Origin of the sequence: Saccharothrix carnea (assembly GCF_003014735.1) — a bacterium.
Lineage (GTDB): Bacteria > Actinomycetota > Actinomycetes > Mycobacteriales > Pseudonocardiaceae > Actinosynnema > Actinosynnema carneum.
This window is the reverse complement of record NZ_PYAX01000030.1, coordinates 1-23,256: the sequence shown is the minus strand read 5'-3', so window position 1 is coordinate 23,256 and position 23,256 is coordinate 1. Positions and strand designations below refer to the sequence as shown.

Sequence of the window (23,256 nt, the reverse complement as noted above, 5' to 3'; positions counted from 1 at the left end):
ACGCGCTCAGGCCGCGGCGGCGAGCCCGTCGTAGGCGGCCAGCACGATCCCGAGGCCGCGGCTGTCGCCCAGCGAGCCCTGGTCCAGCATCTGGTTCATCACGTACGACACCGTCATCCGGGTGTCCAGGTCGGCCACCACGACCGAACCGCCCCACCCGCCCCAGGAGCACGTCCTGCCTTCCACCCGGTAGCCCAGCCCGTACCGGATCGGCACGTCCAGGTAGTGGTCCACGCCCCGGAACTGCTCCTCCAGCACCCGCCGGCACCCGGCCTCCGACAGCAGCCGCACGCCGCCGACCTCACCACCGCACGCCAGCACCGACTGCACCAGCGCCACCGACCGCGCGTTGCCGTGCCCGCCCGCGGACGGGATCACCGCCCGTCGCCACGCCACCGTGTTCGCGTCCTCCGCCACGATCGTCGGGTTGGGCCGCTCACCGGGCAACCCCGGTGCCGCGCTGTCCGACGTGCCCGGCGGCGGGATCACCGGCGCCACCCGGTGGTCGTGCTCGACGGCCAGGCCGAGGTGGAAGTCGGCGCCCAGCGGCCCGGCCACCTCCTCGGCGAAGAACGCGTCGACGCCGCGCCCGGTGACCCGGCGGATCACCTCGCCGATCAGGAATCCCTGCGTCAACGGGTGGTAGCAGCCGACCGTCCCCGGTTCCCACCGGGCGGGCTGCGCGGCGAGCCGTGCCGTCGCGTCGTCCCAGTCGAACAGCTCCGGCACGGTGATCGGCTCGGTCCACGTCGGCAGACCGGCGGTGTAGCCGAGCACGTGCCGCACCAGCACGCCGTCCTTGCCCTCGGCGGCGAACTCGGGCCAGTACCGGGCGACCGGCGCGTCGAGGTCGAGCACGCCGCGGTCGGCGAGGATCAACGCGCACAGCGCCACCATCGTCTTGGTGGTGGACCAGACGTTGACGATCGTGTCGCGTTCCCACGGCCTGGTGCGGACCGCGTCGACGTACCCGCCCCAGAGGTCGACCACCGGCTCACCGTCCACGTGCACCGCGACCGACGCGCCCACGTCATCCCCGTCCAGTGACGCCGCGAAGGCGTCCCGCACCGCGCGGAACCGGTCGTCGCACGTGCCGCTGATCTCCGCCACCGGTGGAACGTAACGCCACCGGCCCGTGCCGGGCGACCGGATTCTTGCCCAACGGAGAACCAACCGAGACGACCCCGCTGCCCTGTTCGGACCAACCTCACTCCGGCGACGGGCGGCCCGCGACAGGCGCACTTATGGTCGGCTCATGAGCCACTTCGGCGATGCCTTCTCCCGCCGCCGTTTCCTCGGTGCCTCCGCCGTCGCCTGGTTACCGGTCGCCGCGCTGGCACCGGGCGAGGTCGCCGGCGACCCGCCGCCCGCGTTCCCGCCGGGGATCGACCTGTACCGGCAGGCCTACCAGAACTGGGCGGGCGAGATCCGCACCGACGACCTGTGGACGTGCGCCCCGCGGACCCCGGCCGACGTGGTGCTCCTCGCGAACTGGGCCCACGGCCAGGGGTTCACCCTGCGGCCGAGGGGTTTCCGGCACGGGTGGGCGCCGCTCACCGTCACCGCCGCCACCACCGGCGCGGACCGCGTCGTGCTGGTCGACACCACCCGGCACCTCACGGCCATGACCGTGCTGCCGAACGCGGTCCGGGCGCAGACGGGCGCGTCGATGGACGACCTGCTGGCGTTCCTGGAGGACGCGGGCCTCGGCGTGACCAACACCCCCGCGCCGGGTGACCTGACCATCGGCGGCGTGCTCGCGATCAACGGCCACGGCACGTCCGTCCCGGCAGTCGGCGAGACCCGGCCGCCCGGCCACACCTACGGCTCGCTCAGCAACATGATCATCTCGCTGACCGCCGTGGTGTGGGAGGGCGGCGAGTACCGGTTGCGCACGTTCCGGCGCGACGAACCCGAGTGCGCCGCGCTGCTGACCCACGTGGGCCGCGCGTTCCTGACCGAGGTCACGCTGCGCGTCGGCGCGAACCGGAACCTGCGCTGCGTGAGCCGGGTGGACATCCCGGCGAGCGAGTTGTTCGCACCACCGGGCAGCGGCGCGACCCGCACGTTCGCGAGCTTCCTCGACCAGGCCGGTCGGATCGAGGCGATCTGGTTCGCCTTCACCGACCGCCCGTGGCTCAAGACGTGGAGCGTCGCGCCGACCAAGCCGCCGACCTCCCGGCAGGTCTTCACGCCGTACAACTACCCGTTCTCCGACAACGTCCCCAAGCCGGTCTCCGACCTCGCCGACCTGCTCATCACCGGCGCGTGGGCGCTCACCCCGACGTTCGGGCAGTTGCAGTACACGACCGCGGCCACCGGGCTGACCGCCACGCTCAGCACCGACCTGTGGGGCGCGTCGAAGAACCTGCTGCTGTACGTCAAGCCGACGACCCTGCGCGAGACCGCGAACGGGTACGCGGTGCTGACCAGCCGCGCCGAGGTCCAGCGCGTGGTCAGCGACTTCGCCGCGTTCTACGAAGACCTCCTGCGGTCCTACCAGAGGCGTGGGCTGTTCCCGGTGACCGGCCAGGTGGAGATCCGCGTCGGCGGCCTGGACGACCCGGCGCACGTGGACGTGCCCGGCGCGCGGACGCCGCTGCTGTCGGCCGTGCGGCCGCGCGAGGACCACCCCGAGTGGGACGTGGCGGTGTGGTTCGACGTGCTGACGTTCCCGACCGCGCCGGGTGCGGCGGCGTTCTACCGCGAGCTGGAGCAGTTCTTCTTCACCCGGTACACCGGCTCGTACGCGGCGACCCGGGCCGAGTGGTCCAAGGGCTGGGCCTACACCGACCAGGCGGCCTGGGCCGACCACACCGTGCTCACCTCCACCGTCCCCGACACCTACCGCCAGGGGCCGAACCCCAGCTGGGACGCTGCGCTCGCCGCGTTGAACGCCTTCGACCCGCACCGGGTGTTCAGCAACCCGTTCCTGGACGTGCTGCTGCCTTGACGCGCTCGACGGGACGGCTCAGGTGGTGTCGTCAGTGGCAGTGGCAGTGGCAGTAGTGGTTGTCGTCGTTGTTGTCGTTGTCGCGGGTCCGGTCGTGATCGTGCCCGCCTGGATGGCCAACAGGTAGTCGTACGCCAACCCCAACTGCGCCGTGGTCATGGTCGACGCCAGCTCCTTGACCGCGCGGCCCGGACCGACCCCGCCGACCGGCGGCGCCGTCACGACCTTGGCGGCGACCGCCGAGTCGGTGCTGCGGTTGGCGTTGCGCTTGTTGTTGCACCCCTGGTGAACGGCCCGCAGGTTGTCCAGGTCGTTGTAGATCTTGCGGATGTCGTTCGGCGTCTTCGGCGTCTCGTAGCCGGCGAAGTCGTCCGCGACCACTTCCGCCCAGGGCTTCTTGTGGTCTGCGGAGAAGTGGGCTTTCCGGGCGTACTCCAGGCAGATCTCGCACTGGTAGACCGTCGCCCGCTTCTTCTCCGAGTACCGCTGCGGAGTCGTCTTCAGGACCTCCTTCAAGCTGGCACGGAGGACCTGTTCCTTCCGGATCGCCTCGGCCGACCTCTTCCGGGCGGCCCGGTCCGGCAGCACGGCGAGCGACGGGCTCTTGGGCCTCTGCCACGGCGTGATCGTGCGGGGCACCTTCCCCGCGGGGGCGGTCAGGGGCGGCATCACCGTGGTCGAAGCGGGGCTCGGGGTGGTGGTCGTGATCGGTGCGGGGCTGTGGGTGGTGGTCGTGGTGGTCGTGGGGATCGGTGCCGGGGTGGAAGCCGCCGGTGTGGTTCTCGCCCGTTTCGTCGGCGGACCGGGTGCCGGTGTCGGTGTCGGTTGCCCGGGTGCCTGCTGACCCGATGGGACCGGCGGGAACGGTGTGTCACGTTCACCGGACGGGTTCCACTGCCGCTTCATCCGCTGGACGAGGTGGGTGACCGCGTGGTTGCCCGCGGCCTGTTGCAGGCCGACCAAGCCGACCGGACCGACCCCGGCCGCGGGAGGTCGGGCCGGCTTCTCCTCGTGCCGGTCGTCCACGACTTCCTGGTGTTCTCGCATCGCCCCATCGTGGCCCGGGAGCGTCGGCGCGGACCGGAAGTCGACCCGAGTGGGTGACGCCGTCAGGGGCGGTCGAGGAAGTGGTCCAGCGTCAGGGGCAGGTCGCGGACCCGGACGCCGGTCGCGTGGTGTGCCGCGTTCACGATCGCGGCGGCGGTGCCGACGATGCCGATCTCGCCGATGCCCTTGGTGCCCATGGGATTGGTGTGCGGGTCGTGCTCCTCGACCCAGTGCGCCTCCACGCGCGGCACGTCGCTGTTGGTGGCGATGTGGTACTCGGCGAAGTCGTGGTTGACCACGTGCCCGAACCGCTCGTCCACCACGCTGTGCTCGTGCAGCGCCATGGACAGGCCCATGGTCATGCCGCCGACGAGCTGCGACCGGGCCAGCCGCGGGTTCACCACCCGGCCGACCGCGAACACGCCGAGCAGCCTCGACACCCGCACCTCGCCGGTGTCGACGCGCACCCGCACCTCGGCGAACTGCGCGCCGAACGCGTGCATCGCGTACTCGTCGCTCCCCTCGGGCATCTCCGCGCCCGCCTCGTCGCCCTCGGCCGGGTCGGCGCCGAACTCCTCGCGGAACGCCTCGGCCGCGGCCACCACGGTCGAGCCCCACGACGTGATGCCGGACGAACCGCCCGCCACCGACGCCCTGGGCAACGACGTGTCGCCGATCAGCAGCTCCACGTCGCCGAAGTCCACGCCCAGCGCGTCCGCCGCGACCTGCGCCAGTGACGTCCACGTGCCGGTGCCGAGGTCGGCGGCGCCGATCCGCACCCGGTAGCGACCGGGGCCCGTGCAGCGGATCGTGGCCGACGAGCCCGGGGTCCGGGTCACCGGGTACGTCGACGCCGCCACGCCCGTGCCGACGAGCCACCCGTCCTCCTCGCGGGCGCGCGGCGCGGGATCGCGGTGCTCCCAGCCGAACCGGCGGGCGCCCTCGCGCAGGCACGCGACCAGGTTGCGGCTGGAGAACGGCTTGCCCGACTCCGGCTCCACGGCCGGCTCGTTGCGGACGCGGAACTCGACCGGGTCGACGCCGCAGGCGCTCGCCAGCTCGTCCACCGCCACCTCCGGCCCGAACATGCCGGGGCACTCGCCGGGTGCGCGCATCCACGCCGGGACCGGGACGTCCAACGCGGCCAGCCGGTGGGTCGTGCGGCGGTTCGGCGCGGCGTACATCATCCGGCTCGGCACGGCGGTCTGCTCGGCGAACTCCTTGATCCGGGACGTCTGGCCGACCGCGTCGACCGCGATCGCGGCCAGCCGCCCGTCCGCGTCGCAGCCCAGCCGGACCCGCTGGACGGTGGGCGTCCGGTAGCCGACGAGGGCGAACATCTGCTGCCGGGTGAGCGCGAGCTTGACCGGTGTGCCGGGCACCGCCTGGGCGGCCATCGCGGCGATGACCACGTGGACGTGCGCCGTGCCCTTGGACCCGAAGCCGCCGCCGACGTGCGGCGCGATCACGTGCACGTGCCGCGGTTCGAGCCCGAGGACCTTCGCCGTCGCCTCACGGGTGGTGTGCACGCCTTGCGTGGAGTCGAACAGGGCCAGGTCGCCGTCCAGCCACAGGGCCGTGGTGGTGTGCGGCTCCATCGGGTTGTTGTTGTACCAGGCGGTGGTGTAGGTCTGGTCGAGCGTGAACGGCGAGTGCGCCAGGCCCGTGGCGACGTCACCCCGCTCGGTGTCGGTCGCGGCGCCGGTGTTCACCTGCTCCGGTGCGTACAGGTCGTCGCGGTCGGCGCTCAGGTGCACGTCGTGCGACTCGTGGTCGATCTCGACGTGCACCAGTGCCGCGGCCTGCCGGGCGATCTCCCGGGTGCGCGCGACCACCGCCGCGACGACCTGGCCGCGGAACGCGATGTCGTGCGACTGGAAGGCCGCCAGCTCGGCGTCCTCTGTGGACGCCAGGCGCGGCGCGTTGTCGGGTGTCAGCACGGCCAGCACGCCGTCCACGAGCCGCGCGGCGCTCACGTCCACTCCGGTCAGCACACCGCGGGCGACAGCGGCCTGCACCAGGTGCACGTACGCGGGGTCCACCACGCGCTGGTCGCCCGCGTACCGCGCGGTGCCGGTCACCTTGGCCGGGCCGTCCACCCGGCGTGGCGACTGGCCGAGCACGCGCGGTCGCCGCAGGTCGGTCATCGTTGCTCCCGGCTCAGCTCGCGCAGCGCGGACACCACCGCGTTGCGGGTCAGCGGCACCTTGAAACCGTTGCCCTCCAACGGCGCCGCGCCCGCGAGCTCCGCGTCGATCGCCCGCCGGAAAGCCTCCTCGTCGGCCGGTTCGCGGCGCAGCACGTCCTCCGCCCGCCGGGCGCGCCACGGCTTGTGCGCCACACCGCCGAGCGCGATCCGCACGTCCTCGACCACGCCGTCCTCGACCCGCAGCACGGCCGCGACCGACACCAGCGCGAACGCGAACGACGCCCGGTCGCGCACCTTCCGGTACAGCGACCGCGTGCCCGGCGGCAGTGGCGGCAGATCCACCGACGTGATCAGGTCGGACGGCGCCAGCACGGTGTCGCGGTGCGGTTCGTCGCCGGGCAGCCGGTGCAGCTCGACCAGCGGGACCACCCGCCGCCCGCCGGTGCCCAGCACGGCGACCTGCGCGTCCAGCGCCGCCATCGCCACCGCCATGTCCGAGGGGTGCGTGGCCACGCAGTGCGCGGAGGCGCCCAGGATCGCGTGGTGCCGGGTGTAGCCGCCGATCGCCGAACACCCCGTGCCCGGCTCACGCTTGTTGCACGGCGTCGTCAGGTCCTGGAAGTACACGCACCGGGTCCGCTGCAGCAGGTTCCCGCCGGTCGTGGCCAGGTTCCGGATCTGGCCGGACGCGCCGGACAGCAGCGCACGCGCCAGCACCGGGTAGTCCCGCCGGACCACCGGGTGCGCGGCCAGGTCGGCGTTGCGCACGGTCGCGCCGATCCGCAGCCCGCCGTCCGGCAGTTCCTCCACCTCGTCCAGGGGCAGCCCGGTGATGTCCACCAGCACCTCGGGCGAGGTGAGGCCGAGCTTCAGGTGGTCGACCAGGTTCGTGCCGCCGGCCAGGAACGCCACCCCGGCCCACCCGGTCGCGGCGGCGACGGCGCTCTCGGGATCGGGCGCGCGGCGGTAGTCGAACGGCATCACCGCGCACCGTCCCGCACCGCGTCCACGATGGTGACGTACGCGCCGCACCGGCACAGGTTCCCGCTCATCCGCTCGCGGATCTCGTCGTCGGTCAGCTCCACCGGGCCGGTCAGGTCCGCCGTGACCGCGCTCGGGTGACCGGCCGCCACCTCGTCCAGCACACCGACCGCCGAGCACACCTGGCCGGGCGTGCAGAACCCGCACTGCAGCGCGTCCCGTTCCAGGAACGCCTCCTGCACCGGGTGCAGCCGGTCGCCGCGGGCGAGCCCTGCGGCCGTGACGACCTCCGCCCCGTCGTGCGCCACCGCCAGCGCGAGGCAGGTGATGACACGGCGTCCGTCCAGCAGCACCGTGCACGCGCCGCACTGGCCGTGGTCGCAGCCCTTCTTGGGCGCGGTCGCCCCGACCCCGTCGCGCAACGCGTCCAACAACGTCGTCCTGGTGTCCACGCGCAGCCGCCTGCGCCGCCCGTCCACGCGCAGCTCGATGTCACCGTCCACGGCCCCGGCTCCTCCGACTCGGCACGCCCCGGGGCTTCCCGTCCAGGTCGGCGCCAACCCAAGACGCGGCTAACGGGTGACGGCGCTGTTCCGCTGAATCCCTGATCCCGCGCGTGCGCTCCTTCTGAGAGGAAAGACCGCCGGCCAGACGGTCCGAGGGCCGCGATCGGACGTCCCTCACGCCGAAGGACCCGGTGCTGGTCGTGCAGTACTGACGGTCGAGCCATCCGATGTATGTCGCCAGTCACTGCGACGAGTAGGCCAATCTCGGCACAACGGGTACCCACAGGTCGGATCTCTTGTTACCGTCACGCAAGCATGAGACGGATGCGCGGCAGTGTGGCGGCGGTCGTCGTCGCGGGGTTGGCCTTCGGCGTCGCCGCCCCCGACGTGGAAGAGGCGGTGGCCGGGGTGGACCAGCGGGCGCTCACGCTCTGGTACGACGAGCCCGCCACCGACTGGGAGACCGAGTCGTTGCCCATCGGCAACGGCGCGCTCGGCGGTGGCGTGTTCGGCGCCGTGGCGCGGGAACGGGTGCAGCTCAACGAGAAGACCCTGTGGACCGGTGGCCCCGGCTCGGCGCAGGGCTACGACTTCGGCAACTGGACCAGCCCGCGGCCGGACGCGCTCCGGCACGTCCGGGAGCTGGTCGAGCGCGAGCACCGGGTCGCACCGGACACCGTCGCGGCGGCGTTGGGGCAGCCCCGCCGCGGCTTCGGCGCCTACCAGCCGTTCGGCGAACTGGGCCTGGCTCTCACCGACCCGCCCGCCGAGGTCACCGACTACCGGCGCGACCTCGACCTGACCCGCGCGGTCGCCTCGGTGTCGTACCGGGCGGACGGCGTGCGGTACACCCGGGAGTACTTCGCCAGTGCCGTCGACGGCGTGATCGTGGCCAGGTTCTCCGCCGACCGGCCCGGCCGGATCGGCTTCACCGCCTCGATCACCGCGCCGGACAACCGCTCGCGGCGCACCACGGCGACCGGCGGCCGTGCCACGTTCACCGGAGCGCTGCACGACAACGGGATGCGCTTCGAATCGCAGCTCCGACTGCTCAACCGCGGCGGCACCCGCACCGACAACGCAGACGGCACGCTGACCGTGGCCGACGCCGACAGCGCGGTGCTGGTGCTCGCCGCGGGCACCGACTACGCCGCCGACTACCCGACCTACCGCGGGCCGGACCCGCACGACCGCGTCCAGCGGACCGTCGACGCCGCCTCCGCCCAGGGCTGGCACCGGCTGCTCGACGCCCACCTGCGCGACCACCGCGCGTTGTTCGACCGGGTTCGCCTGGACCTCGGGCAGCGGCCGGCGGACGTGCCCACCGACGAGCTGCTGCGCGGTTACGCCACCGCGTCCGCCCCGGCCCGGCGGGCGCTGGAAGCCCTGTACTTCCAGTACGGCCGCTACCTGCTGATCTCCTCGTCCCGGCCCGGCTCGCTGCCCGCGAACCTGCAAGGCGTGTGGAACAACTCGGTCACGCCGCCGTGGAGCGCCGACTACCACGTGAACATCAACCTGCAGATGAACTACTGGCCCGCCGCGACGACGAACCTCGCCGAGACCACCGGGCCGCTGTTCGACTTCGTGGACGGGCTGCGCGAACCGGGCGCGGTCACCGCCCGGGAGATGCACGGCAGCCGCGGCTGGGTGGTCAACAACGAGACCAACCCGTTCGGCTTCACCGGTGTGCACGACTGGGCGACCGCGTTCTGGTTCCCCGAAGCCGGCGCGTGGCTGGCGCAGCACTACTTCGAGCACTACCTGTTCACCGGCGACCGCCGGTTCCTGCGCGAACGGGCGTACCCGGTGCTGAAGGAACTGGCCCAGTTCTGGCTCGACGGGCTGGTGGTCGACCCGCGCGACGGCAAGCTCGTCGTCACGCCCGGCTACTCGCCCGAGCACGGCGACTTCTCCGCGGGCGCGGCGATGTCGCAGCAGATCGTCCGGCAGCTGTTCGCCAACGTCGTCTCCACCGCCGACGACGTGGGCGACACCGCGTTCGGGGCCGAGGTGCGCAAGGCGCTCGACCGGCTCGACCCCGGCACGCGGATCGGCTCGTGGGGCCAGTTGCAGGAGTGGAAGGAGGACTGGGACGACCCCACCAACACCCACCGGCACGTGTCGCACCTGTTCGCGTTGTTCCCCGGCAACGGCATCAGCCCGCGCACGACCCCGGACCTCGCCGCCGCCGCGAAGACCTCGCTGACCGCGCGCGGCGACGGCGGCACCGGGTGGAGCAAGGCCTGGAAGATCAACTTCTGGGCACGGCTCCTCGACGGCGACCACGCCCACAAGATGCTGGCCGAGCAGCTGATCGGCAGCACCACCGCGAACCTGTGGGACACCCACCCGCCGTTCCAGATCGACGGCAACTTCGGCGCGACCTCGGGCGTGGCGGAAATGCTGCTGCAGAGCCACGACGGCGCGGTGCACGTGCTGCCCGCCCTGCCCCGCGAGTGGCGTGCCGGCTCGTACACGGGCCTGCGCGCCCGCGGTGACGTCACGGTCGACGTCCGGTGGTCCGAGGGCAGGGCCCGGGAGATCACCCTGACCACCGGCCACGACGGCCCCGTCACAGTCCGCAGCACCCTCTTCACCGACGACTTCCGCCTGGTCGACACCCGAACCGGCCGCCAAGTCCCGACCCGCACCGACCGCGACTCCACCACCTTCACCGCCCGCGCCGGCCACCGTTACGTGGTCGCGGTCGCCTGACCCCGCCGCGAACGCCAGGGTGTGATCGGCTCTGACCCCACGCCGGGCCTCTGGTGGAGCTGACAGGCGCCTTGACGGACCGGAGTGACGTGGATACGGTCGGTCACGTGGAATGAAACGTTTCATGCCCGCCTGCGGGGAGCGAGGTCAGCGTGAGCCCACTGCTCCAGCTCCGGGATGTCAGCAAGTCGTTCCAAGCCGTGCGGGCCCTGCGCGGCGTCTCGCTCTCCCTGCACGCGGGCGAGGTGCACGCGCTGGTCGGCGAGAACGGCGCGGGCAAGTCGACCGTGGTGCGGATCATCGGCGGCGAGCACCGGCCGGACGCGGGGGAGGTGCTGCTCGACGGCGAGCCGGTGCGGTTCTCCTCGCCGCGCGACGCCCGGCAGCACGGTGTCGCGGTCATCCACCAGGAACCCGTGCAGTTCCCGGACCTCAGCGTGGCCGAGAACATCTTCATGGGGAGGCAGCCGCTGGGTCGGTTCGGGCGCATCGACCGGGCGGTGATGAGGGCCGAGGTGGCGCGGCTGTTCGAGCGGCTCGGCGTCCGCCTGGACCCGGACCGTCCCGCGCGTGGCCTGTCGATCGCCGACCAGCAGTTGGTCGAGATCGCCAAGGCGCTGTCGCTGCGGGCCCGCGTGCTCGTCATGGACGAGCCGACCGCCGCGCTGTCCAGCGTCGAGGTGGAGCGGTTGTTCGCGGTGGTGCGTGCCCTGTGCGAAGAGGGCGCCGCGGTCCTGTTCGGCTCGCACCGCCTCGACGAGGTGTTCTCGCTGTGCCAACGGCTCACCGTGATGCGCGACGGCACGTGGGTGTCCACCGATCCGGTCGCCGACCTGAGCGTCGACCAGGTCGTGCGGCGGATGGTCGGGCGCGACGTCTCGACGTTGTTCCCCAAGCAGGACGTCGAGCCCGGTGACGTCGTGCTGGAAGTCGACGGGCTGACCCGTGACGGCGTGTTCTCCGACATCGCGTTCTCGGTGCGGGCGGGCGAGATCGTCGGCTTGGCGGGGCTCGTCGGCGCCGGTCGCAGCGAAGTCGTGCGCGCGGTGTTCGGGATCGACCGCTACGACGCGGGCGAGGTCCGGGTGGCGGGCAAGCGGCTCGTGGCGGGCTCGCCGTCCGCCGCGGTGGCCGCCGGGATCGCGCTGGTGCCGGAGGACCGTCGCCAGCAGGGCCTGGTGATGGAGATGTCGATCGAGCGCAACGCGACGCTCACCCGCCTGAAGCCGCTGTCCCGGCTCGGCCTGCTCGGCGGCGGGCGCGAACGCCGGTCCGCGCGCGAGTGGACGAAGCGGTTGCAGGTCAAGTACGGGCGGCTGGCGGACGCGGTCGGCACGTTGTCCGGCGGCAACCAGCAGAAGGTCGTGCTGGCCAAGTGGCTGGCGACCGGTCCGAGGGTGCTGATCGTCGACGAGCCGACCCGCGGCATCGACATCGGCACGAAGGCCGAGGTGCACCGGCTGCTCTCGCGGCTGGCCGCGGACGGCGTCGCGGTGGTCATGGTGTCGTCCGAGCTGCCCGAGGTGCTGGGGATGGCCGACCGCGTGCTCGTCATGCACGAAGGGCGGATCACCGCCGAGCTGTCCCGTGACGAGGCGACGGAGGAAACGGTCATGTTCGCGGCGACCGGCCAGAAGGAGGCGGCTGCGTGAGCACCCGACCGGCGGTGTCCACCGCGCCACCGGCGTTGAGCAGGGCCCGGTCCGTCCACCAGCTGTGGTTGGCGCGGGAGTTCGGCATCGTCGTGGCGCTCGGGCTGCTCGTGCTCGTGACCACGCTGGACAACCCCGCCTTCCTGTCCCCGCAGAGCCTGCGGGACCTGCTGCTCGGTGCGGCGATCCTGGTGGTCCTCGCGGTCGGGCAGACCGTGGTGATCATCTCCCGCAACATCGACCTGTCGGTCGGCGCGGTGCTCGGCCTGGTCGCGTTCGCCACCGGCAAGCTGCTCAGCTCCGCGCCGGGCACGCCCACCGTGGTCGCGGTTCTTGCCGGCATCGGGCTGGGCGCGGTGTGCGGCGTGGTCAACGGGGTGCTGGTGGCCGCGGCCCGGGTGCCCGCCCTGGTGATCACCCTCGGCACGCTCTACGCGTTCCGCGGCATCGACCACTCGTGGGCCCAGGGCCGGCAGATCAACGCCTCCGACCTGCCCCGCTCGTTCCTCGGCCTGGGCACGGCGACCGTGCTGGGCGTCCCCGTGCTCGCTGTCATCGCCGTCGTGGTGATGCTGGTCGTCGGCTTCTACCTGCGGTCCTACCGCAGCGGGCGCGAGCTGTACGCGATCGGCTCGGAACCCGCCGCCGCGCGGCTGGCCGGCATCCCGGTCGGGCGCCGGGTCTTCACCTCCTTCGTGCTCTGCGGCGCCCTCGCCGGTCTCGCCGGTGTGCTGTACGCGGCGCGCTTCGGCACCGTCGACGCCACTGTCGGCACGGGCATCGAACTCCAGGTCGTCGCCGCGGCCGTGGTCGGCGGCGTGGCCATCTTCGGCGGCAGCGGCAGCGTCCACGGCGCCGCCCTCGGCGCGCTCCTGCTGACCACCATCGGCAGTTCCCTGGCGGTGCTGCGGATCAACCCGTTCTGGCAGCAGGCCGTCGTGGGCGGTCTCATCCTCGCCGCGATCGGACTGGACCGGCTGCTGGCCGTCCGGGCGGCGAACCGCTTGCGAGGGAGGTCGTCCCATGGCGGGTGACCCGGCGGCGGTGAACGTTCCGGCTCCACCGACCGAGACGACCCACGGGGTGCTGCGTTCCGCGTTGGTCCGCTGGGACACCGCGCTCCTCGTGGTGCTCGCCGCGGTCGTGGTGGTCGCCGGCGTGTTGGTCGAGGGGTTCGCCAGTGGGCGGAACTTCCAGTTCCTGCTGCTGGACGTGGTCGCGATCGCGTTGATCGCGCTGCCGTTGACGCTGATCGTCATCACCGGCGAGATCGACCTGTCGGTGGCCAGCACGCTCGGGCTGTGCAGCGCGGTGATGGGGCAGCTGTGGGTGGCGGGTCTGCCGCTGGAGCTGGTGGTGGTGCTCGTCGTCGGTCTCGGCGCGGTGCTGGGCGCGGTGAACGCGGTGTTCGTGACCAAGTTCGCGCTGCCCTCGCTCGCGGTCACCATCGGCACCCTGGCCGCGTACCGGGGCCTGGCGTTCGTGGTGCTCGGTGACCAGGCGGTGGCCGACTTCCCGTTCCGGTGGACCGACGCCGCGAGCAGCACCGTCGCCGACGGCGCCGTGCCGTGGGCCGCGGTGGTCACGATCGTGCTCGCGGTCGTGTTCGGCGTGGTGCTGCACGCGACGCCGTTCGGCCGGTCCCTCTACGCGATGGGCAACAACGCCGAGGCGGCGACGTTCGCCGGCATCCGGGTGGCCCGCGCGAAGTTCTGGCTGTTCGTCGCCTCCGGCGCGGTGTCCGGCCTGGCCGGGGTGTACTGGACGCTGCGGTTCGCCAGCGCGCGGGCCGACAACGCCGCGGGACTGGAGTTGGCCGTCGTCGCCGCGGTCCTGCTCGGCGGTGTCTCCATCTTCGGCGGTCGCGGCACGCTCCTCGGCGTCCTGCTCGGCGTACTGCTGCTCGGCGCCGTCCGCAACGCCCTCCAACTCGCCGACGTCGCCGCCGACACGCTCAACATCGTGACCGGCGGACTGCTCATCGCCTCGGTCGTGGTGCCCAACGTGGTCGCGATGAGCCGAACACGCCTGCGACGCCGACCACGGCACCCGGCTTGACCCACCGAACCCGCCCGATCGCGAGATCCGCCGTGAGAGGAACGCCGATGTCCCAGCTCAAGCGCACCCTGCGCCTCGGCTTGATCACCGCTACCGTGCTGGCGGTCTCCGCCTGCGGCGGCACCACCCGCGGGTCCGAGGAGAACACCAACCCCGCGGGCAACCAGGCCACCGGCCAGGCCGACCCCGACGCGCCGCTGACCGAGGGGCTGGACGTGGCCTTCCTGCCCAAGCAGGTGAACAACCCGTACTTCACCGTGGCGGACGGGGGCGGCAAGAGCGCGGTCGAGGAGTTCAAGGGCAACTACAAGGAGGTCGGCCCCTCCGAGGCCGGCGCCTCGTCCCAGGTCAGCTACATCAACACGCTGTCGCAGCAGCAGACCGACGTCATCGTGACCTCCGCCAACGACCCGAACGCGATCTGCGGCGCGCTCAACAGCGCCCGGCAGGCGGGTGCCAAGGTCGTCACCTTCGACTCCGACACCAAGCCCGAGTGCCGCGACGTGTTCGTCAACCAGGTGACCGGCGAGGGCATCGCGGAGAACCAGGTCGAGCTGATCGCCGAGCAGATCGGAGGCGAGGGCGAGATCGCGATCCTGTCGGCGACGCCGAACGCGACCAACCAGAACGCGTGGATCGAACTGATGCGCGAGCAGCTGAAGAAGCCCGAGTACAGCAAGATCGAGATCGTCGCGGTCGCCTACGGCAACGACGAGGACCAGAAGTCGTTCCAGGAAACCCAGGGCCTGCTGCGCTCCTATCCCGACCTGAAGGGCATCGTCTCACCCACCACGGTCGGCGTCGCCGCCGCGGCGCGTTACCTGTCGGGCTCGGAGTACAAGGGCAAGGTCGCGCTGACCGGCCTCGGCACCCCGAACCAGATGCGCGAGTTCGTCAAGGACGGCACGGTCGAGGCGTTCGCCCTGTGGAACCCGGCCGACCTCGGCTACCTCGCCGCCTACGCCGGCGCCGCGCTGGCCTCCGGTCAGATCACCGGCGCGCAGGGCGAGAAGCTCGAGGCGGGCAAGCTCGGCGAGTACACCATCGGTGAGGACGGCGTCATCGTGCTCGGCCCGCCCGCCGTGTTCGACCAGGCCAACATCGACCAGTTCGACTTCTGAGCCCGTGGACGGCCACTCGGTTGCCGGTGGATGAGGTTCACGTGCGGCGGAGGGGTGTCCGGAGGCCGGTGACCACCATGTGGATCAGCAGGTCGTAGGTCTCGTCCAGCTTTTCGGGTCGTTGGAACGCGTTCTCCGCTTGCAGCACGGCGAAGCCGTGCATGGCCGCGCGCAGGCAGCGGGTCGCGTGGATGGCCTCGGTGTCGTCCATGCCGTACGCGCGCAGGGCGGCCAGCATGATGTCGACCAGCCGCTGCCCGGCCCGCGCCACCATCGGTTCGGGTGCCTGGACGAGCGCGGAGTAGCGGTGCGGGTGCTCCACCACGTACTCGCGCCAGGTCGTCATGAGCGCGCGGATCGCCTCGTCGGCGGATCGGCCGAGCACCGCCGCGCCGATCCGCTCGGCCAGGTCGTCCATGATCTGCACCGACATGAGCGCGCGCAGCTCGGCCAGGTTGCGGACGTGCTTGTAGAGCGACGGCGTGGCCACGCCCGCGCGGGAGGCCACCGCCGCCAAGGTCAGCGCGGCAGCGCCCTCTTCGTCGACCAGGCGCAGCGCGACGTCGACCACCGCGCCCGCGGACAGCGCCGCCCTAGCCACGGGTGCCCGCCCCGAGGAAGGCCAGGACCGCCGCGGCGACCTCGTCCGGGAACTGCGCGTGCGGGTAGTGGCCCGCCCCCTCGACCACCTCGACCCGGCCCAACCCCGGCGGCATGGCCGCCACGATGCCCTCGCCCTCGGCCCGGGCATCGGTCCAGTCGGGGTCCAGCGAGCCCTCGACGACCAGCGCGGGGCAGCGGATGTCGCCGAGCCGGGCGCCCGCGTCGGTGGGCGGGGACATGCCCATGCTGCCCACCACCGCCATCCGGCCGGGCCTGCGGAGGTCCGCGTCGAGCGCGGCGACGTGCTCGACGAAGCCCGCCGGCTTGGCGCCGGGGTAGGCGTGGTCGAGGTAGCGCTTCCACAGCCCGACGCTGCGGAACAGCCCCGCGCCCATGAGCAGCGCCATCCCCTTGCGGTAGCGGGGATTGGCGAGCAGGCCGCCGAAGTCGACCTTCTGCGCCCGGGTGAACGGGCTGATCTGCACGATGGCGCTGACCGCCTCGGGCTCCTGCGCGGCCGCGATGGTGACGGAGCCGCCGGTGAACGAGTGGCCCACGAGCACGGCCGGACCGCCCAGGTGCCGGACCACGGCGAGCAGGTCGGCCGCCGAGTCGGTGCGGCTGTAGGAGGCCCAGCCGGTGCTGGACTCGCCGTGGCCCCGCTGGTCCACGCTCGCGACCCGGTACCCGGCGTCGGCCAGTCGGACGGCCAGCTCGCGGTAGGCGGCCCGGTTGTCGCCCATGCCGTGCGCCAGCACGATCAGCGGCCCCTCGCCGATCACGTCGTAGGCGAGCCGGCCGCCGTCGAGCTCCAGGAACTGCGTCATGTCCACCCCTAGTAGCTAATGTCTGTAGCTCAGAGGCTAATAGCATTAGCCGCAGCCGTCAACCCGACCCGGCATGGGTGCGACCGCCGCGCCGACTCCGGCGGAGATCGCCGTCTTCCACCAGCTTCGTCAGGTGAACCGCTGGGGCGACCAGGGTGCGAAGCCGACGCAGTTCCCGCACGACCGCGACGTCTTCGGCACGGGGGTGCCACTGCGTCGGCCGGGCCCGGGTTGTCGTGGTGAGTGGCGATCTCCGGCTGCCCGGCTCACGGCCGGTCGATCTGCGGGGCGAGGTGCGTCACGATGGCGTCGATGGTGGGGAAGTCCCAGGCGAGCGTGGGTTCCACGAGGACTCCCCAGCGATCTTCGATGTCGACGCACAACGCCATGGCGTGCACGGAGTCGAGGCCGAGTGAACGCAGCGTCACCCCGGTGCCGACCTGCGACGTCCGCAGCTCGAGGTAGCCGGCCACGGTGGCGACGAGCCAGGCTCTCAACGACTCGTCAGACACGGGTTCCCGCCGAGGTGGCGACCAGGGCGGCGACCGCGGGTGACAGCACGCTGTGCAGTGCTTGCAGCCCGTCGTCGAGGAACAGCTCGCGCATGTGCCCTCGGCGCACCTTGCCGCTCGTGGTGTGGCGAATGGTGTTCGACCGGACGACCACGATGCTCACGGGCACGCCGAACTGATCGGTCACGGCGTCGAGCACGGCAGCCGTGAATCCGCCCGGATCGGCTTGCGAGGCGCGGCGCATCTCCTGCACCAGCACGACGTGCTCGCCGGACTCGGCATCCCGCACGCCGAAGGCGGCGCCGCGGCCCGCGTCCGGGTGCGCCTCCCGCGCGGAGAGTTCGATGTCCTGCGGGTACAGGTTCCGGCCGCGGACGATGATGAGTTCCTTGAGCCGTCCGGTGACGTAGAGCTGCCTTTCGAAGAGGAAGCCCAGGTCGCCGGTCCGCAGCCACCGGCCGTCCGGGCCGGTGACGAACGTGGCGCGCGTCGCGGCCGGGTCGCCGTGGTAGCCCGCGGCCAGACTGGGCCCGGCCACCCTGATCTCGCCGATCGTGCCGTCGTCCACCTCGACGCCCGTGGCCGGGTCGACCACGCGCACCCGCATGTCGCCCGGCTCGCCGCACCCGACCAGCGGCACCCCACCGGTGTCCGACGTGGGCACGACCTCGCCCGCCGCCAACGACGCCGCGGTGAACGTGCGGACAGTCAGTCCGAGACCACGTGAGGTGCAGGTGACCACCAGAGTGGACTCGGCGAGCCCGTATCCCGGGTTCAGCGCGGTGCGCCGGAACCCGACCGACGCGAACCTGTCGGCGAACGCGTCCAGCGTGGCGATCCGGATCGGCTCGGCTCCGCTGACCGCCATCGTCAGGCAGGACAGGTCGAGCCCGTCGAGGTCCTCGTCGCCGATCCGGCGGGTCGCCCACGCGTAGCCGAAGTCGGGGGCCACGGTCCAGTCCACCCGGTGGTCGCTGATCGCGCGCAGCCAGCGGATCGGACGGGCGACCACCGCCTCCGGGGAGAGCAGGACCAGGTCGGCTTCCGCGTGCAGGGCCTGCAACTGGAGCCCGACGAGTCCCATGTCGTGGTGGTGCGGCAGCCAGCCGCCGATGCGCCGGACGGGGACGTCGCCGCTGATCTTCCCGAACAGCTCCAGGTTGTGCGTCAGGCTGCCGTGGGTGACCTCGACGCCGCGCGGCCGACTGGTCGACCCGGAGGTGTACTGGAGGTAGGCGACGGCGTCGGCGTCGACCCCCGGTGGCTCACCGGAGCCGGCGGCGGCGGTCTCGTCGAAGGTCCGCGCCGACAGGTCGCCCAGCACGGCCACGTGCGCCTCGTCGGTGAGCACCATCCGCGCACCCGAGTCCTCGGCCAGGCGGTCCACCCGGTCCACTCGCGAGGAGCTCGACAGGGGCAGGGGCGCGGGCACCGCCACCGCACGCGCGTACAGGCAGCCGAGGAACGCGACGAGGAAGTCCAACCCCGCGGGGTAGAGCAGCAGCACCGGCCTGCCGGCCATCCCGGCTCCGGTCAGCCAGGACGCCACGGCCCTGGCCCTCCGGTCGAGTTCGAGGTGGGTCAGTTCAGCCGCAGGACGCCCGTCGGACAGGTAGGTGACCTTCCGGTCGGAGCGCGGACGGGCGCGGAAGCGGCTGACGAAGTCCGTCATTCGGGGAGCCCTTCGCGGACGTACCAGGAGATGAGCAGGTCGAGGATCCGAGGTGTGACGGGCGGCGGCTGGGCGTCCTCGTGGGACTCGAACTCGTACTCGTGGCGCAGGTAGGGGGAGGTGAACTTGCACCGCATGTTGACGATCGCCTCGAACCTGCTGAAGGGCTCGGCTTCGACGTCCGCGGCGGTCACGGGGACCAGTTCGACGGGCAGGTGGGCGGAGATCGCGGCGAACAGGTCGGCCACCGGCACCGCGGCCGAGGGCACGAGGTGGCGCACCGGCCGGTCGAGCGGGCCGCTCGCCAGCGCCAGCATCCGGTCCACGGTGCCGTCCACGGGTGTCAGGTGCAGGGCCGCTCTCGGGTGGCACACGAAGCGGACGCGCTCGCCGGGGGTGCGCCTCGCGAACAGCGCGATGACCCTGAGGAAGTCGTAGATTCCGAGGTCGGACAACGCCCGACCGGTTCCGGAGTGGCCGACCATAACGCCCAACCGGGCGACCAGCACGTCACCCTTCCGTGCTAGTCCGGTCCGTGAGAGTTCGAATTCAGCCAATCTTTTGGAGTGCTCGTAGTCGTTCCTGAACTCGGACGGGTGGCCGAATGCGGGCCATTGCTCCAACGTTCTACTGTGAGTGGTCCCGTTTTGGTAGGCCGTGCTGACGTGGACGTACCGGGAACCGGGTTTCGCGTGCCTGGTGAACGCGGCGACGGTGTTGGCCGAGCCGACCACGTTGACGGCGTGCAACTCGGTTTCGCGGCGCGGGAAGAACGTGATGAGGGCGGCGCTGTGCCAGTAGGTGCAAGGTTCGGCGAACACGTCGGACACCGACGGTCCCAGCTCGGGATCTACCAGCGAGAACGCCCTGTACTGCACTTCCTTCGCCAGGGCGGGGTTCAGGTGCAGCGTGGCCAGGGCGTCGGAGAGCTTCCTCCTGACGACTTCCTCACTGGCGCGCGCCAAAGCGAACACCGAGTCGCCGCGCGCCACGAGCGCGCCGATGAGATGGGAAGCCACAAACCCATTGGCCCCATCTACCACATGATTAGCCATGCGGCAACCTTCGCGCGGTCGCATGGTGGACAGTAGCGTTCACGCCTGCCAGGGTAATGCACCTCGGAGAAAGGGTCACAGCTCATGCTCAATGAACTGCTGAAGCGAAAACTCGCACACCTCTTCGCCTTGCTGGACGTGGATGACGACGGCACCATCGACAAAATGGATTACACGGCTTCGGCCGACCGGCTCGTCACCGCGTTCGGGTACGCGCCGGGCTCGCCCGAGAGCGAGCTCGTCCGGGACCGCTACAACGCGTTGTGGCAGGCGGTCACGCGCCCGATGGACGCGGACGGGGACGACCGCGTCGACGTCGACGAGTACTCCTCGGGCATGGACCGGTTCGTGACCACATCCGAGGAGGGCTACCGCACGCACATCGCACCGGTCGCCGACGCCTTCTACGACCTGATGGACGTCGACGGCGACGGCCGGATCACCAGGACCGAGTACGTGCGCATGGCGGCCAGCGCCTTCCGCCTGTCCGAGGAGGCGGGCAACGCCGCGTTCGACAAGCTCGACCTGGACGGCAACGGCTCACTCGACCGCGCCGAACTGCACGCCGCCAACGAGCAGTTCTTCCGCAGCGCCGAGGAGGACGCCAAGGGGAACTGGATCTTCGGACCGATCGCGGTCTGAGCCGGACCTGCCGGGTGCGGACCGCGCGCGACCACACCCGGCACGGTGCGGGCCGACCCCGGGATCCGGGCGGATGATCGCGGGGTGGTGCGATACGGCACCATCCGGACCGTCGTATCCTGCCGGGGACGCACCGATCCGGGACAGGAGGGCTTCACCGTGCCCGATCCCGAACCGCTGCGCTTCGACACCGCCCGCCCCGACGCCCCGACCATGGCCGACGTGCGCCGCTGGGCCGCCCGCGTGCTGCCCGGGCTGGACGAGGATCACCTGTCCGACGTCCTGCTCGTCACCACGGAACTGGTCAGCAACGTCGTCGACCACGCTCCCGGTCCGGCGCACGTCCGGGTGTTCCACCGTCCCGACCCGTGCCGGGTCCACGTCGAGGTGGACGACACCTCCGACCTCCCGCCGGTGCTGGGGCGGTCGAGCATCGCCGACACCAGGGGACGGGGCGTGGCGATGGTCGCCGTGTACTCCGAGGACTGGGGTGTGCGCCGGCGTGCCGAGGGCGGCAAGACGGTCTGGGCGGTGCTCGCCTGCGACAGCTCCACCTGCGGCCCCACCGGCCGCTGACACCTCGTTGTTCGAAGCGGTGCGTCCTTGGGACCGTGCGACCGCCTGGACCGGTCAGGCGGGTCGAGGGCGGTGGCGGGTCACGAGCAGGGCGATGTCGTCGGTGGCGGGTTCGTGGCCGACCAGGCTCGCCATGATCCCGGCGCAGACGGTTTCCGCGGCTGTCGACGTCACCTGTCGGCGTAGTTGCTCAAGGCGGCTGTCGAGGTCCACGCCGCGCCGTTCGACCAGCCCATCGGTGTAGAAGACCATCAGCGCGTCGGGTGGCAGGTCCAGCGTCGTGCCCTGGCGGCCGGTGACGGCGAGGTTGTGTCCGATGGGTGGTCCGAGCGGGGGGTGGACGAGGCGGGTGGGTTCGCCGGGGACCGCCAGCACCGGTGGCAGGTGGCCGGCCAGTGCCAGGTCGACGCGGGCGGTGGCGGTGTCGATCACGGCGTAGGCGACCGTGGCCATGGTGTGGGCCTCGAAGTGGCTGGCCTTGCGGTCGAGCTTGCCGAGGACCACCGCCGGGTCGGGGAACTCCAGGGCGTAGGCGCGCAGGGCGCTGCGCAGCCGCCCCATGACGACGGCGGCCGGTAGCCCGCTGCCGACCACGTCGCCGATGACCACGCCGAGGCGGTCGTCGGGCAGTTCGAACCCGTCGTACCAGTCGCCGCCCACCCCGTTCTCCGCGCCGGGCACGTAGCGGGCCGCGAACTCCCAGTCGGAGGTGGTCGGCAGCCGTCCGGGCAGGAGGCTGTCCTGCAGCAACGCCGCCGCGGCCAGTTCGGACCGCGAGCGGTGCAGCTGCACCGCCGTGGCCAGCCGTTCCGCGGTGAGCTGGAGCAGGTCGACGTCGTCGTCGGTGAACCGGCGCGCGACCGTGCTGCCGATGTGCAGCACGCCGACCAGCCTGCCTTCGGCCACCATCGGCACGCCGAGCATCACTCTCAGGCCGCGTTCCCACAGCAGGGGGTTGACCACCGTGGAGGGGTCGACGTGGTCGATCTGCACCGGCTCGCGGCGATCGGCGACCGTGCCGGCGAAACCGGAGCCCACGGGTACCCGCACCCCCTGGAGGACTTCTTCCTCCAGGCCGGCGGTCGCCCTGGCCACCAGGTGCCCGCCGCCGGAGTCGACCTGGAGCACGGTGGCGGTGTCGACCGCGAACAGCTCCCGCACCTGGTGCAGCAGCACCTCGAACAGCTTGTCCACGTCCAGCTCGCGCAGCGCGCTGTCGGTGATCGCCTCCAACACCTGTAGCCGCCGAGCCAACCGCTGTACGTCCGTCATCCACCCGCTCCGTCCCGAGACACCGATCCACACCCGGAGAACAGCACGAGCACATGACGGGGCCATGTGAGCCGGCGCGGAACAACGTGGGCGCACCCATCACCGTAATACGACAACCCACCGCCGTCTCATTACCGACCGCCGATCGGACCTCCGCGGACGAGACGTCCACCATGCCGGTCGACCGGTCGGCAAGCTGCGCGACCTGGCGGAGCGCACGCTTCTCACGGGGTCGAGGTGGGGACGCGTGGTCCAATCGGCTGTCCCGCCTTCCCGATGTGCCTTCACCGCCCACGGGCACGCCGCGCTGATCTCGCACACCTGCGTGACAAGATCGTCACTCGGCGCGGTCCGCGCGTTGATGACCGCGTTCGCGCAGTTCAGCCCGCACGTCGCGACACGCGCGGATGAGGGGGACGAGGGTGCGGACGAACTTCGTGGTCGTGACGGGCAGGCGGGTGATGACGCCGACCGCCACCGCGGCGGGGCTGCGCTCTACCTGGATTGGGATTCCTGAAGGGCTGTGTGGTGTGAGAAGTGGGCGATGCACCGCCGACGATCCGGCGGTGGTCGACGCCCGAGGACGTGCCCGGTCCGACTTCGTGTGCGGTAGTGGGTGGCCGGTCGTCGGGGCGGGTGCCACTCCGCCCCGACGACCGGCGCTGTCAGCGCACCGTCAACTGGTGGAACTCGACGCGCTCGTTGGTGACGGATCCTGGACCGGGTGATCGTCAGCCGGTGCTGCGCTCGGGCCTTCACGTCGAGACGGCGGCTACCGGGCCGTGTGGCTCGGTAGCCGCCGTGCGAAGCCCTGGTACTAGCAGGTGCCGTTCGACACCGGCATGCCCTTGTTGGCGCCCGCCGTGCGGCTCACGACGCTCGGCACGCAGCTGGCCTGGTCGAGCGTGTAGC

20 protein-coding genes are annotated in these 23,256 nt (G+C 71.8%); 8 read left to right on the top strand and 12 right to left on the bottom strand.

Going from position 1 to position 23,256, the window contains the following annotated elements; all coding sequences use genetic code 11:
* Positions 1 to 6: 6 nt before the first annotated feature.
* On the bottom strand, positions 7 to 1,110 hold the full coding sequence (locus B0I31_RS39315) for a serine hydrolase domain-containing protein (RefSeq protein WP_106620471.1): 1,104 nt from the start codon (positions 1,108 to 1,110) through the stop codon (positions 7 to 9).
* 145 nt (positions 1,111 to 1,255) lie between these two features.
* Between B0I31_RS39315 and B0I31_RS39310 the strand changes: the two genes are divergently transcribed.
* Positions 1,256 to 2,953, top strand: coding sequence for a cholesterol oxidase substrate-binding domain-containing protein (locus B0I31_RS39310; RefSeq protein WP_106620470.1), 1,698 nt, complete (start codon positions 1,256 to 1,258; stop codon positions 2,951 to 2,953).
* Positions 2,954 to 2,971: 18 nt separating this feature from the next.
* On the opposite strand, the gene B0I31_RS40235 is transcribed toward B0I31_RS39310, so the two are convergent.
* The 4 genes from B0I31_RS40235 to B0I31_RS39285 form a co-directional block, all read right to left on the bottom strand.
* Positions 2,972 to 4,000 carry an HNH endonuclease gene (locus B0I31_RS40235; protein WP_146174126.1) on the bottom strand — a complete coding sequence of 343 codons (1,029 nt, stop codon included), beginning with the start codon at positions 3,998 to 4,000 and terminating at the stop codon, positions 2,972 to 2,974.
* Between the two features lie 62 nt (positions 4,001 to 4,062).
* Positions 4,063 to 6,147, bottom strand: coding sequence for a xanthine dehydrogenase family protein molybdopterin-binding subunit (locus B0I31_RS39295; RefSeq protein WP_106620467.1), 2,085 nt, complete (start codon positions 6,145 to 6,147; stop codon positions 4,063 to 4,065).
* A complete protein-coding gene (locus tag B0I31_RS39290; protein ID WP_106620466.1) occupies positions 6,144 to 7,133 on the bottom strand; it encodes an FAD binding domain-containing protein in 990 nt (329 codons plus the stop codon). The genes B0I31_RS39295 and B0I31_RS39290 overlap by 4 nt, the downstream gene beginning before the upstream one ends.
* The gene (locus tag B0I31_RS39285) at positions 7,130 to 7,633 is read right to left on the bottom strand and encodes a 2Fe-2S iron-sulfur cluster-binding protein (protein WP_106620465.1); all 504 of its coding nucleotides are present in this window, start codon (positions 7,631 to 7,633) and stop codon (positions 7,130 to 7,132) included. Before B0I31_RS39285 ends, B0I31_RS39290 begins: the two co-directional genes overlap by 4 nt.
* Before the next feature lie 327 nt (positions 7,634 to 7,960).
* Between B0I31_RS39285 and B0I31_RS39280 the strand changes: the two genes are divergently transcribed.
* The 5 genes from B0I31_RS39280 (at position 7,961) to rhaS (ending at position 15,185) form a co-directional block, all read left to right on the top strand.
* Positions 7,961 to 10,354 (top strand): glycoside hydrolase family 95 protein, encoded by a 2,394-nt coding sequence (locus B0I31_RS39280; protein WP_245950797.1) that lies wholly within the window; start codon positions 7,961 to 7,963, stop codon positions 10,352 to 10,354.
* 152 nt (positions 10,355 to 10,506) lie between these two features.
* Entirely contained in the window at positions 10,507 to 12,006 is a 1,500-nt protein-coding gene (locus B0I31_RS39275; RefSeq protein ID WP_106620463.1) for a sugar ABC transporter ATP-binding protein, read from the top strand.
* Complete coding sequence (locus B0I31_RS39270; protein WP_219911013.1) at positions 12,003 to 13,040, top strand: ABC transporter permease; 1,038 nt, start codon at positions 12,003 to 12,005, stop codon at positions 13,038 to 13,040. Before B0I31_RS39275 ends, B0I31_RS39270 begins: the two co-directional genes overlap by 4 nt.
* The gene (locus tag B0I31_RS39265; RefSeq protein ID WP_106620462.1) at positions 13,030 to 14,064 is read left to right on the top strand and encodes an ABC transporter permease; all 1,035 of its coding nucleotides are present in this window, start codon (positions 13,030 to 13,032) and stop codon (positions 14,062 to 14,064) included. The genes B0I31_RS39270 and B0I31_RS39265 overlap by 11 nt, the downstream gene beginning before the upstream one ends.
* Positions 14,065 to 14,111: 47 nt before the next feature.
* Positions 14,112 to 15,185: a rhamnose ABC transporter substrate-binding protein gene (rhaS, locus tag B0I31_RS39260; RefSeq protein WP_106620461.1), complete on the top strand. Its 1,074-nt coding sequence runs from the start codon at positions 14,112 to 14,114 to the stop codon at positions 15,183 to 15,185.
* Positions 15,186 to 15,222: 37 nt separating this feature from the next.
* Here rhaS and B0I31_RS39255 read toward each other — a convergent pair whose 3' ends face one another.
* From B0I31_RS39255 to B0I31_RS39235, 5 genes are all read right to left on the bottom strand, one after another.
* Complete coding sequence (locus B0I31_RS39255) at positions 15,223 to 15,786, bottom strand: TetR/AcrR family transcriptional regulator (RefSeq protein ID WP_106620460.1); 564 nt, start codon at positions 15,784 to 15,786, stop codon at positions 15,223 to 15,225.
* The gene (locus B0I31_RS39250; RefSeq protein ID WP_106620459.1) at positions 15,779 to 16,615 is read right to left on the bottom strand and encodes an alpha/beta fold hydrolase; all 837 of its coding nucleotides are present in this window, start codon (positions 16,613 to 16,615) and stop codon (positions 15,779 to 15,781) included. Before B0I31_RS39250 ends, B0I31_RS39255 begins: the two co-directional genes overlap by 8 nt.
* Before the next feature lie 266 nt (positions 16,616 to 16,881).
* Positions 16,882 to 17,127, bottom strand: a complete 246-nt coding sequence (locus B0I31_RS39245; protein WP_106620458.1) for an acyl carrier protein — start codon at positions 17,125 to 17,127, stop codon at positions 16,882 to 16,884.
* Entirely contained in the window at positions 17,120 to 18,799 is a 1,680-nt protein-coding gene (locus B0I31_RS39240) for a fatty acyl-AMP ligase (RefSeq protein WP_106620457.1), read from the bottom strand. The genes B0I31_RS39245 and B0I31_RS39240 overlap by 8 nt, the downstream gene beginning before the upstream one ends.
* Entirely contained in the window at positions 18,796 to 19,854 is a 1,059-nt protein-coding gene (locus B0I31_RS39235) for an SDR family oxidoreductase (protein WP_281262347.1), read from the bottom strand. Before B0I31_RS39235 ends, B0I31_RS39240 begins: the two co-directional genes overlap by 4 nt.
* A gap of 84 nt (positions 19,855 to 19,938) precedes the next feature.
* Between B0I31_RS39235 and B0I31_RS39230 the strand changes: the two genes are divergently transcribed.
* Together B0I31_RS39230 and B0I31_RS39225 are read left to right on the top strand one after the other, a co-directional pair.
* Complete coding sequence (locus B0I31_RS39230; RefSeq protein ID WP_106620455.1) at positions 19,939 to 20,496, top strand: EF-hand domain-containing protein; 558 nt, start codon at positions 19,939 to 19,941, stop codon at positions 20,494 to 20,496.
* 159 nt (positions 20,497 to 20,655) lie between these two features.
* A complete protein-coding gene (locus tag B0I31_RS39225; protein ID WP_146174125.1) occupies positions 20,656 to 21,072 on the top strand; it encodes an ATP-binding protein in 417 nt (138 codons plus the stop codon).
* 54 nt (positions 21,073 to 21,126) lie between these two features.
* Here the strand turns inward: B0I31_RS39225 and B0I31_RS39220 are convergent, their stop codons facing one another.
* Entirely contained in the window at positions 21,127 to 22,344 is a 1,218-nt protein-coding gene (locus B0I31_RS39220; protein WP_106620453.1) for a PP2C family protein-serine/threonine phosphatase, read from the bottom strand.
* Positions 22,345 to 22,681: 337 nt separating this feature from the next.
* Positions 22,682 to 22,822: a hypothetical protein gene (locus B0I31_RS41090; RefSeq protein ID WP_181320771.1), complete on the bottom strand. Its 141-nt coding sequence runs from the start codon at positions 22,820 to 22,822 to the stop codon at positions 22,682 to 22,684.
* Positions 22,823 to 23,256 lie beyond the last annotated feature (434 nt).